Annotated in this window: 8 protein-coding genes; 5 read left to right on the forward strand and 3 right to left on the reverse strand. The window is 33.8% G+C overall.

Going from position 1 to position 11,618, the window contains the following annotated elements; translation table 11 throughout:
- The first annotated feature begins 19 nt into the window (after window positions 1-19).
- From V7M80_RS06370 to acs, 5 genes are all read left to right on the forward strand, one after another.
- Complete coding sequence (locus tag V7M80_RS06370; protein WP_333694843.1) at window positions 20-214, forward strand: hypothetical protein; 195 nt, start codon at window positions 20-22, stop codon at window positions 212-214.
- Window positions 207-2,900, forward strand: coding sequence for a sensor histidine kinase (locus V7M80_RS06375; RefSeq protein ID WP_333694844.1), 2,694 nt, complete (start codon window positions 207-209; stop codon window positions 2,898-2,900). Before V7M80_RS06370 ends, V7M80_RS06375 begins: the two co-directional genes overlap by 8 nt.
- 2 nt (window positions 2,901-2,902) lie before the next feature.
- On the forward strand, window positions 2,903-3,274 hold the full coding sequence (locus V7M80_RS06380; RefSeq protein ID WP_333694846.1) for a response regulator transcription factor: 372 nt from the start codon (window positions 2,903-2,905) through the stop codon (window positions 3,272-3,274).
- 52 nt (window positions 3,275-3,326) lie between these two features.
- Window positions 3,327-5,219, forward strand: a complete 1,893-nt coding sequence (locus tag V7M80_RS06385; RefSeq protein ID WP_333694848.1) for an acetate--CoA ligase — start codon at window positions 3,327-3,329, stop codon at window positions 5,217-5,219.
- 101 nt (window positions 5,220-5,320) lie between these two features.
- On the forward strand, window positions 5,321-7,228 hold the full coding sequence (gene acs / locus V7M80_RS06390; RefSeq protein WP_333694850.1) for an acetate--CoA ligase: 1,908 nt from the start codon (window positions 5,321-5,323) through the stop codon (window positions 7,226-7,228).
- A 62-nt stretch (window positions 7,229-7,290) separates the two neighbouring features.
- Here acs and V7M80_RS06395 read toward each other — a convergent pair whose 3' ends face one another.
- The 3 genes from V7M80_RS06395 to V7M80_RS06405 form a co-directional block, all read right to left on the reverse strand.
- Entirely contained in the window at window positions 7,291-7,908 is a 618-nt protein-coding gene (locus V7M80_RS06395) for a 3'-5' exonuclease (RefSeq protein WP_333694852.1), read from the reverse strand.
- A 5-nt stretch (window positions 7,909-7,913) separates the two neighbouring features.
- Window positions 7,914-9,833 carry a DUF294 nucleotidyltransferase-like domain-containing protein gene (locus V7M80_RS06400; RefSeq protein WP_333694854.1) on the reverse strand — a complete coding sequence of 640 codons (1,920 nt, stop codon included), beginning with the start codon at window positions 9,831-9,833 and terminating at the stop codon, window positions 7,914-7,916.
- Window positions 9,834-10,066: 233 nt separating this feature from the next.
- Complete coding sequence (locus V7M80_RS06405) at window positions 10,067-11,596, reverse strand: DEAD/DEAH box helicase (protein WP_333694855.1); 1,530 nt, start codon at window positions 11,594-11,596, stop codon at window positions 10,067-10,069.
- Between the last annotated feature and the right edge of the window lie 22 nt (window positions 11,597-11,618).

Below are 11,618 nucleotides of genomic sequence, written 5' to 3' on the forward strand. Positions count from 1 at the left end.
AATTTACAAATTAATTCAAATGAAAAAAAGACATATTCAAAAGTTTGTGGTTTTGGGAATCGGATTGTGGCTCTTGTTCAATGTACCGTTTATTCTGCTTAATAATGAAGCCACTTCATTCTTAGGAATTCCCATTTTTTATGTGTACTTATTTTCAGTATGGATTTTAGGAATTTTAATCAGTTATTTTATTATAACCAAATACAATGAATAGTATCGGATTATTAATTATTGTTTTAATCTATTTGGGATTCTTGTTTTTAATCGCTCAGTGGGCCGAAAAAAACCGAAATTCCAAATGGACCAATAATCCGTATGTTTATTCGTTGTCTCTTGCTGTATATTGCACTGCTTGGACCTATTACGGAAGTATAGGTGTTGCTGCTGATTCAGGTTTAAATTACTTGCCTATTTACATTGGACCTGTAATTGCTTTTCCGTTTTGGATTGTCATTTTAAAGAAAATCATTCGCATTTCCAGAGTAAATAAGATAGCCAGTATTGCCGATTTTATCTCATTGCGATATGGAAACAGTCGCTTTTTAGGAGCCATGGTTACCGTAATTGCACTTTTGGCTATCATTCCGTATATTGGTTTGCAACTAAAAGCTATTTCTGAAACCTTTCACGTAGTTTCAAAATCTCAAGAAAGTTCTAATATTTTTTGGGATACCTCTACTTATGTGGCTTTAATTTTAGCCTTATTTGCTTCCTATTACGGAACGCGTTATGTAGATGCTTCCGAAAAAAGAAAAGGGATGGTTACTGCGGTCGCTTTTGAATCTTTACTAAAACTCTTTTTCTTTATTTTATTAGGTCTTTATGTTACTTTTTTTGTTTTTGATGGTTTTGAAGATATTTACAACCAAGCTGTTACTCTTCCTCATTTTGAAGAACGAAACACCATTGGAGGTTTAGAAGGAGCTGTAAATTGGATGATGTTAATTGTACTTTCCTTTTTTGCCATTTTTTTATTACCTCGACAATTTCACATGAGTATTGTTGAAAACAATAGAGAATCACATGTAAACACAGCCATATGGCTTTTCCCGCTTTATTTGTTACTATTTAATCTTTTTGTTTACCCAATTGCATGGGGAGGAAATATTCTTTTTGAGGGGCAAACTATGAATTCAGATTTGTATTCCCTTCTGATTCCGCAATCCAGAGGAAACGATTTTATGACTGTTTTGGTTTTTTTAGGCGGATTTTCGGCTGCTATTTCTATGATTGTGGTTTCCTCCATAAGTTTGTCCAATATGTTGAGTAACAATTTATTGATTCCGTACGGATTTTTAGGTTCGTTACAAAAAGACAATCCAGAACGTAACACAAGCCGAATTGTGACGATTCGTCGAATTGGTATTTTCAGCTTGATTATACTATCTTTTTTGTATTATCGCTTCTTTATCATGGATTTTTCTCTGGTATCTGTAGGTTTGATTTCTTTTGTAATTGTGGCTCAATTGGCTCCTGCCTTTTTTGGAGCTTTATTCTGGAAAAGAGGTTCTCTTATAGGTGCTATCTCCGGAATACTCGTTGGTTTTTTAATCTGTTTTTACACACTATTATTGCCTTTTTTCTTGAGTTCACTTAATCCGGAAAGCCTATTTTTTAAATACGGATTTTGGGGATTTGAATCCTTACAGCCTTTTCAATTATTCGGTTTGGATTATTTAGATCCGGTGCCACATGCTTTATTTTGGAGTTTGTTTTTTAATTTGATGATTTACATGGCTTTATCGGTAAGTTTTAAAGGAAACTATCGCGAACGAAATTATGCTGAAATGTATGTAGATATCGATAAATACATTACCAATCACGAAAATGCCTTCGTATGGAAAGGAACTGCTTATGTGTCTGATATTGAAAAAGTTTTAAAACGATTTTTAGGTGAAGAACGAACTAAAAGAGCATTATCGCTTTTCAAAATGAAATATCAGGTTGAACCGGATAATCTGATGGCTGATTCTCGTTTAATCAAGTTTGCCGAAAATTTACTTACCGGACATATCGGTACCGCTTCGGCCAAAATAATTATTGAAGGAGTGACAAAAGAAGATAAAATCAGTTTGCCAGAAGTACTTCAAATTTTAGAAGAATCAAAAGAAAATATTACCTTAAACAAAAAATTAACGGAAACATCTAATGAGTTAAAAGAACTTTCTTCTCAACTGAAAAAAGCTAATGAGAACTTGGTTTTGAAAGACAAACAAAAAGATGAATTTTTGGATACCGTAACCCATGAATTGAGAACACCAATTACCGCCATTCGTGCCGCAAGCGAAATTTTGCATGACGATGATGAAATTCCGGAAGATTTGAAAAAGCAATTTCTTCAAAATATTATTACCGAATCGGATCGATTGAATCGTTTGATTGATAAAATTTTGGATTTGGAAAAATTTGAAACCGGAAAACAGAAAATATATCCTACACAAGGAAATATAATTCAGACCATTTCAAAATCGCTTTCGCCGCTACAACAATTGATTACCAATAAAAAATTACACGTTGAATTTGATGAAAATCAGAATACCACTATTATTTCTTTTGATGAAGAACGAATCATTCAAGTGATTACCAACTTGGTTTCCAATGCTATTAAATTTGCTGATGAAAAGGATGGAATTATAATCATAACCCTTTCTGAGAAAGAAGATGAATATGTAAAAGTGAATGTTTTTAATAACGGAAGAGGAGTAAATCCGGACGATTTGGAATCTATTTTCGACAAGTTTTATCAATCCAGCAATCAAAATATTAAAAAACCAATCGGAAGTGGTTTGGGTTTAGCTATTTGTAAACAAATTATAGAAGCTCATAAAGGCAATATTTGGGCCGAAAATGTTCAAAATGGCGTAACCTTTTCATTTACACTTCCCAAAAAAATACATTAAAGATGAAAAAGATTTTATTAGTAGATGACGAACCCAACATTATCATGTCGTTGGAATATACATTCAAAAAACAAAATTTTGAAGTATTTATTGCTCGAGACGGTCAGGAAGCTCTGGATATTTTAAAAACAGAACAACCGGATGTAATTATTCTCGACATCATGATGCCCAATGTTGATGGTTATGCTACTATTGAATCGATTAAAAAAAATGAAAAATTAACCCATTGTAAAGTCATTTTTCTTTCTGCCAAAAACAAAGAAAGTGATATTGAAAAAGGGATGCAATTAGGAGCTAATGCCTATATGACGAAACCTTTTTCAATTAAAAAATTAGTGGATCAAGTGAATGAACTACTTGCTACTGGTGATTAGTCTTTAGTCAGTAGTGAAGAATGAATTACAAAATTAGAAACAACACACAAAAATGAAATATTTTGCATTATATCAAAAAAGTCTTGACAATCCGGAACAATTTTGGAGCGATCAAGCTGAATCTATACATTGGTTTAAAAAACCCGAAACCATTTTATCTAAAGACAAAAACAATTATCCGCTATGGTATTCCGATGGTGAATTAAATGCGTGTTACTTGGCATTAGACAAACATATTGAAGACGGATATGGTGAACAAGTAGCCATTATATACGATTCTCCAGTTACACAAACCGTAAAAAAATACACGTATAACGATGTGAAATCTGAAGTGGCAAAGCTTGCCGGTGGTTTACTCTCGTTAGGAATCAAGAAAGGAGAAACAGCGGTTATTTATATGCCCATGATTCCGCAAGCGGCTTTTGCGATGTTGGCTTGTGCCCGAATTGGAGTCACTCATTCCGTTGTGTTTGGTGGATTTGCTCCACACGAACTGGCTATTCGTATTGATGATTGCAAACCTAGAATCATTTTAACCGCTTCATCAGGAATTGAAGTAGATCGATTAATTGCCTATAAACCTTTGGTTGATGAAGCTATTGAATTAGCCCATCATAAACCCAAAAAAGTAGTGGTTTTAAACCGAAAATTAGGGGCAAGGGTCCCTTTCAAAAAATACGATGTAGATTACGATGCGTTGGTGTATGGTTCAGAAGAAGTTGATTGTGTTTCGGTGGAATCGACGCATCCGCTATATGTTTTGTACACCTCAGGAACAACCGGAAAACCAAAAGGAATTGTAAGAGATACAGGCGGTTATGCAACCGCACTTAAATTTTCAATGCAATACATTTACGGAGCTCAACCTGGTGAAGTTTTTTGGGCCGCTTCCGATGTGGGTTGGGTGGTAGGACATAGTTATATTGTTTATGGTCCACTTATCAATAGAAATACAACGGTTTTATTTGAAGGAAAACCAATTAAAACGCCTGATGCTTCAACTTTTTGGCGAGTCATTTCAGAACATCAGGTCAAAGTGATGTTTACGGCACCTACGGCTATTCGAGCTATCAAGAAAGAGGATCCCAATGGAGAATTTATCAAGCAGTACGATTTGTCGTGTTTACGCACCCAATTTTTAGCCGGAGAGCGTTGTGATGTAGCTACTTTGGAATGGTATAATGAGCACATTCCGGTACCGGCAATTGACCATTGGTGGCAAACGGAATCAGGTTGGCCCATGATTGCCAATATGATGGGAGTGGAGTATCTTCCTATCAAACCGGGCTCTGCCGGAAAAGCGGTAACCGGTTACAATATTCAAATTTTGGGTGAAAACGGACAAGAATTGAATCCCAATGAAGAAGGATATGTAGCTATTAAATTGCCCCTACCACCCGGAACCATGTTGGATTTATGGAACGATAGTCAAAGATTTCATTTAGGTTATTTACAAAAGTTTCCAGGTTATTATTTTTCAGGTGATGGCGGATTTAAAGATGAAGACGGATATATTTTCATTACCGGAAGGGTAGATGATGTAATCAATGTGGCAGGTCATCGTCTATCAACTGCCGAAATGGAAGAAATTGTAGCCTCACATCCGGCTGTGGCTGAATGTGCTGTGATTGGTGTGAATGACGATCTCCGAGGTCAAATTCCGCTAGCTATGGTTGTGGTAAAAACCGGAAATGCAATAGAACATTTTCAATTGGAATATGAAATAGTTCATTTGATTCGTGAAAAAATTGGTGCAGTAGCTTGTTTACGAAATGTTATGGTTGTACAACGATTACCTAAAACACGTTCCGGTAAAATTTTAAGAAAATTATTGCGAAGTATTGTTGATAAAACCGATTTTCAAATTCCGTCAACTATAGATGATGAAGCAATCATTTCAGAAATTCAAGAAGTTACAGAGAATTATCAACTAACTAAGAAATAGTAAAGTCCTTTATAAAACTATACTATTTTAGCAAAGATACATTGTTATAAACCGTTAAAATCTTTATTTTTACATAATTATAAGTATAAAAAAAAAATATCATGAGTTACTACAAAATACATGACCTGGAGAATTATTTTAAAATGTATAAAAAATCGGTTCGAGAGCCCCGAAAATTTTGGGATCGAATTGCCGATGAAAATTTTACTTGGTATCAAAAATGGGATAAGGTATTTGAGTTTGATATGCAAGAAGCTCAATTCAAATGGTTTGTTGATGCCAAAGTGAATATAACAAAAAATTGTATTGACCGTCACTTAGCCCGAAGAGGTGATAAAACAGCTATTATTTTTGAACCCAATAATCCGGATGAAGAAGCACAACACATTACTTACAATGATTTATATGCCAGAGTGGCCAAAATGGCGAATGTATTACGTGATCAAGGCATTAAAAAAGGGGATAGGGTTTGTATTTATTTGCCCATGATTCCTGAACTGGCAGTTGCTGTTTTGGCATGTGCCCGAATAGGAGCCATTCATTCAGTGGTTTTTGCAGGTTTTTCGGCATCGGCGGTTTCTGCCAGAATAAACGATAGTGAATGTAAAATGGTCATTACGTCAGACGGTGGTTATCGTGGTAACAAAACCATTGATTTAAAAGGTATTATAGATGAAGCCTTAGAAAAATCGCCTTGTGTAGAAAAAGTTTTGGTAGTAAAAAGAACCCATGAAAAGGTAAATATGAAAGAAGGTCGTGACATTTGGTTGCAACCGCTTTTAGATGATGCCATTCCCAATAATGTTGCCGAAATTATGGATGCAGAAGATCCTTTATTTATTCTTTATACATCCGGTTCAACCGGTAAACCCAAAGGAATGTTACATACTACAGCCGGTTATATGGTTTATACCGCTTATACGTTTAAAAATGTTTTCAACTATGAAGAAAATGATGTGTATTGGTGTACAGCCGATATTGGTTGGATAACCGGGCATTCCTATATTTTATATGGTCCTTTATTGAATGGAGCCACAACGGTTATTTTTGAGGGAGTTCCCTCTTATCCGGATTTTAGTCGTTTTTGGGAAGTGATAGAAAAGCATAAAGTTACTCAATTTTACACCGCTCCAACAGCCATACGAGCTTTGGCAAAGGAAAGTATTGACTATGTTCAATCGTATCCTTTAAAATCGTTAAAAGTAATTGGTTCTGTTGGAGAACCTATTAATGAAGAAGCTTGGCACTGGTATAATGACCATGTAGGAGGGAAGCGATGCCCATTAGTAGATACGTGGTGGCAAACCGAAACAGGTGGAATTATGATTTCGCCCATTCCGTTTGTTACGCCAACTAAACCTACCTATGCATCGTTACCGTTACCGGGAATTCAACCCGTTTTGATGGATGAATTGCGAAATGAAATAGAAGGTAATCAAGTAACCGGTAGTTTGTGCATTAAATTCCCATGGCCATCGATGGCTCGAACGATTTGGGGCGATCATCAACGGTATAAAGAAACGTATTTTTCAGCATTTCCAGGAAAATATTTCACTGGAGATGGAGCTTTACGTGATGAAGTAGGTTACTATCGAATTACGGGTAGAGTAGATGATGTAATCATTGTTTCAGGTCATAATTTAGGAACGGCTCCTATTGAAGATTCTATCAACGAGCATCCGGCTGTGGCAGAGAGTGCCATTGTAGGTTTCCCTCATGATATCAAAGGAAATGCGTTATACGGCTTTGTTATTTTGAAAGAAAGCGGAGAAACCCGTGATAAAGAAAACTTACGTAATGAAATCAATCAACAAATTTCTGATCAAATTGGGCCCATTGCTAAACTAGATAAGATTCAATTTGTTTCCGGATTACCAAAGACCCGTAGTGGAAAAATCATGCGTCGTATTTTGAGAAAAATCGCGGAAGGAGATTATTCTAACTTTGGAGATATAACCACTTTATTAAATCCGGAGGTTGTTGAAGAAATTAAGGAAGGTAAACTTTAATATATTGATTTTTAATAAAAAAGCCGCTTGAATTATTTTCGAGCGGCTTTTCTTTTAATTTTTTAGGGAATTTGCAATCTTTTTTTCAACTTTAAAAAAAGTAGAGCGGTAATATACGCATCACCTGAAGCGGTGTGACGATCACTTTTTTGAATTTTAAAAAGAGAGCACAATTCATCCAAACTACTGTGCTGGTCTTCCTGTAAACCTTTGAATTTTTGATACATAGCGTCAGTATCCATGCTATCGTTTTTGAGTTTACCCAAGTTCAATCGTTTCAAGGATTGATTAATCATTTCGATATCAAAACGTACATTATGTCCAACAAGGGTAGCATTTTTTATATAATGTAAAAATTGAATAACCGCTTCGGCTTCAACTATTTTTTCTTCTTTTCCTTCTTTTAGGATACCATGAATGGGCACCGTATTTACATTAAAAGTTTCTTGTTGAACAAATACTTCAAAATAATCAGAAACAATAATAGCATCATTGAGAACAGCAACGGCTCCAATAGACAGAATTACATCTTTCTTTGGATCTAATCCGGTAGTTTCACAATCAAAAATCACATACCGCTTTGACGATTTTAAATCGGTTTGTGTTTCCGAAAAATAACTGAGATAAATATCCCAAAATTTTGGAGTTTCTTTTGTAATTTTTTTGAACCAATGCAACATTTGATTTAGGTAAAATAGGTAAGTTGAAAACGATTTTTAATACTATCTTGAATGTCGTGAATGGGGGCAAAAGCATTTTTAAGTTTTACTTTATCTGATTTAGATAACTCATTTAAATTCAGATATCTACCGCTTGAATTATTTTTTAATCCTTCAACAGTTCGAAAACGAAGAAGTAATAAAAAAGCTTCGGCACAATTTTCAAACAATTCGGCATTTTGAGGTTCTATTTCAGCTAATTTTTTAAATCGGGCATAGGTATTTGAAATTCCTTTCACATGTAAACTTAGAGCAATTAATCTTGCTGCATCTATTAAAGGCATTAAAGCTCTACTTTTAATATCAAAGGTATCTTTATGCTCACCATCATTTTCAACTAAAAATTGTCTGAAAAACCCAAGTGGAGGTGGATTTTTTAAAGCATCTGAACCTAAATAAGCAAGGAAAACACTATTTTTTGTGGTGTTTTGAGTAATGGTTTGCGTTATAGCATTTAGAAGGTTTTCATCGCCATACACAAAATCGTAATCAAAAAATATAGAACACATTAAAATTCCTTTCTCACCGGGAGTATTTATCCAATGGTTGTATTGTTTTACCCAATCGGTTACAGATTTACACCATTGAGGATTACTGGCCATCATATCGGCAGGACAATATTCGTAGCCCATTTTATGCAATGTTTTAGTGACTTTATCAGCCAATTCCATGAAATATTGCTTAACATTTTGATATTCATGCTCCGGAACATCTTCAAAAATTAAAGCATTATCTTGATCTGTAAGTAAAAGTTGCTCTTTTCTTCCTTGACTTCCAATGGAAAACCAACAAAATTTAGCAGGAGGAGGTGAATCCATTTTTGCTAAAGCCAATTCGATAGCTCTTTGAGTTAAAGCTAAATTAATTTCACCGGTTAAATTACTTATATGTTGGATAGGTATTCCTTTTTCGAGAGAGTTTTCAATTAAATCGGTTAATTTATCACGTATGCTTTTTAATTCCTTAGTACGTTGTGCTCTTCGGGTTTGTTTAAGCAAAACTCCGGGATTATTGGCTTGGGCTACAACCACATCATGTTCCGAAATGATACCGGTAAGTAGGGTATTGGGGGTACCGTCTACAGTTACACACAAATGACCAATATTGTGTTTGAGCATCATTATTTGAGTTTCGGCCACTGATATGTTTTCGGGTACAGTTATTACAGGAGATGACATAATTTGCTGGGCTGTTGTAGTGATAGGAAACAAACCTGTGGCAATTTTAGAACGTAAATCTTTATCAGTTATAATTCCAATAGGCAATTTTTTTTCTTGAATAATAATACTTCCAATCTTATTTTGTGTCATTACCTTAGCTATTTGCTCAATTGTATCTTTACTTGAAGCAGAAATAGGATTTTTGGTGTACGAAATGGGTTTATAATACTGTATTTCAGAATTTTGTTCATTGTAGATAACATTTTCAGAAATTAATTTTCCTTTGTTTTCTTTATCATAGGGATTTCGAGTGTTTGAAGCAAAACTTTGCAATAAAAACTGTAAAACTTCTTGATTTTGACTCACAAATGGTTTGAAAACCTCAATAGGTATAGCATACAATAAGCTTTCCTCACGAGCTTTGGCAGTCATTAAATAATTGTCTTTGGCAAAGAAAGGACGTAATCCTAAAATATCACCTTCATCACATTTATCGATTAGAGCTTCTTCAGCATCTGATGTTACAGAAAGTCCAATTGCACCTTCACGTACAACATAAAAATAGGCGTGTGTAGCATCACCAACTTTAAATAAAACTTTGTTTTTTTCAATATGAACAACATGTATTTCTTGAGAAATACTAACTAAATCATTGAATGTTAAATGATTAAAAGGCGGATAATTTTTTAAGAAATCTGCAATTCTTTCAGCAATTGAATTTTTCATAAATGAGCTATTTATGAATTAAATATACAAAAATCAACCCAAATGTGAATTCGAATATTTTATTTTTATTATTTGTTTTAAGTAAATAAATACTCTCTAAAATATATTGACTGATTTACTTGTAAATAGAATTCTCAGTAATCGAATGAGTAGAGTAATTAACAAAATTCTGAAATTTTCTATTTTACATAATATAAATTATAGTTCGTTTTTAAATAACAAGAAATGGTGTTCTAATCCAATAATTCCCTGAACTTTCTACCAATACCAATCAAAAGTTTGGTTTTGTAATCTTCTATTAACCAGTCTCTGTAATTTTTTGTTGTATTACTTAAACAATTGGTATAATGTCTAATTCGGCTTTCGATATCATCAACTAAAAGTTTAGAAAGAATTTTAGCTTCATATAACGAATTTGAATTTTCTACACACATTGTAGCATGTTGATCTAAAGATTTATCTAAAACTACTTTGGGTCTTAAATTTTTTGATAATGCTAATTTGTATTCACTTTCAACATCAAAATCAATTTCCAAAGTTTGGTTAAATTTGGCTCTGATTTCTGGAGGCATTTTATACGAAAAATGCATTTCAATTTCAACATCACCTTTTAAATTATGAATGTATTGATCCGGATATTTAAATATATGTTGCCAATCAATTTTATCAGTCCATAAACCAAAACGAGCGGCATTATTTCCGAGATCAATTATAGTAAACTCCTCTTTATGAGGTAGTTTTCTTGAACCTCTACCAATCATTTGGAAATACAATGTGAGGGATTTGGTTGCTCGGTTTAAGATAACGGTTTCAACAGTTGGTTCATCAAATCCGGTAGTTAATATGCCTACTGAAGTTAGAATGGCATCAGGAGTTTCCTTAAACCATTTTAAGATTTCTTTTCGTTCTTCGTTCGTATTGGTATTGTCTAAATGTTTAATGTTTTCATAACCTGCTTCTTTAAATGTATCTAAAACATGGAGTGAGGTTTGAATACCGTTGTTAAAGATTAATGTCTTTTTTCCGAAAGAATGCGTACTGTAAGCTTGAATTAATTTTTCTTGCATTAACATATTCGAATACAGTTCGTCTGATGATTTTACGGTATAATCTCCATTAATCCCCACTTTTAAACTTGTCAACCCTACGTCATAGCTAATTGTTTTAGCTTTAGCAAGATACCCTTTGTCTATTAATGTAGCAATAGAACTTCCAACTAGCAATTCCTGATAGTTTTCTTTCATGGGAAGCTTTATATTTGAACTCAGTGGTGTGGCTGTTACACCTAAGAAAAAAGTATTTTTGAAGGCATGAAATAATTTGCGAAACGAATTAAAATGAGCTTCATCAATAATAAGTAAACCTACATTGTCTATATGAAGTTTTTCATCATTAAGTCGGTTTTTGAGTGTCTCAACCATGGCCACAAAACAAGAATATTCATCCTGATCCGGCAATTCTTTAATGTTACTGTTGATGATTTTATTTTTAACATCAAATCCTTTGAGCATTTTTGAGGTTTGTTTACATAACTCAATTCGATGCGTTAAAACCACCACTTTTTTATTGTATTTTTCAAGATATTTTCGGGTGATTTCAGAAAAAATTACCGTCTTTCCCCCTCCTGTTGGTAGCTGATACAATAAATGATAATTGCTTGGAGACTTTTCAATTTTTTCAAAAATAGAATCAATATCACCCAACTGATACCCATAGAGTTTTTTTTTCTCTTCGTATTCTAGTAATATATCTTTTTTTGACATGCTTTGCAAAATTGAATTTTGC

This window comes from Flavobacterium sp. (assembly GCF_036759525.1).
Taxonomy (GTDB): Bacteria; Bacteroidota; Bacteroidia; order Flavobacteriales; family Flavobacteriaceae; genus Flavobacterium.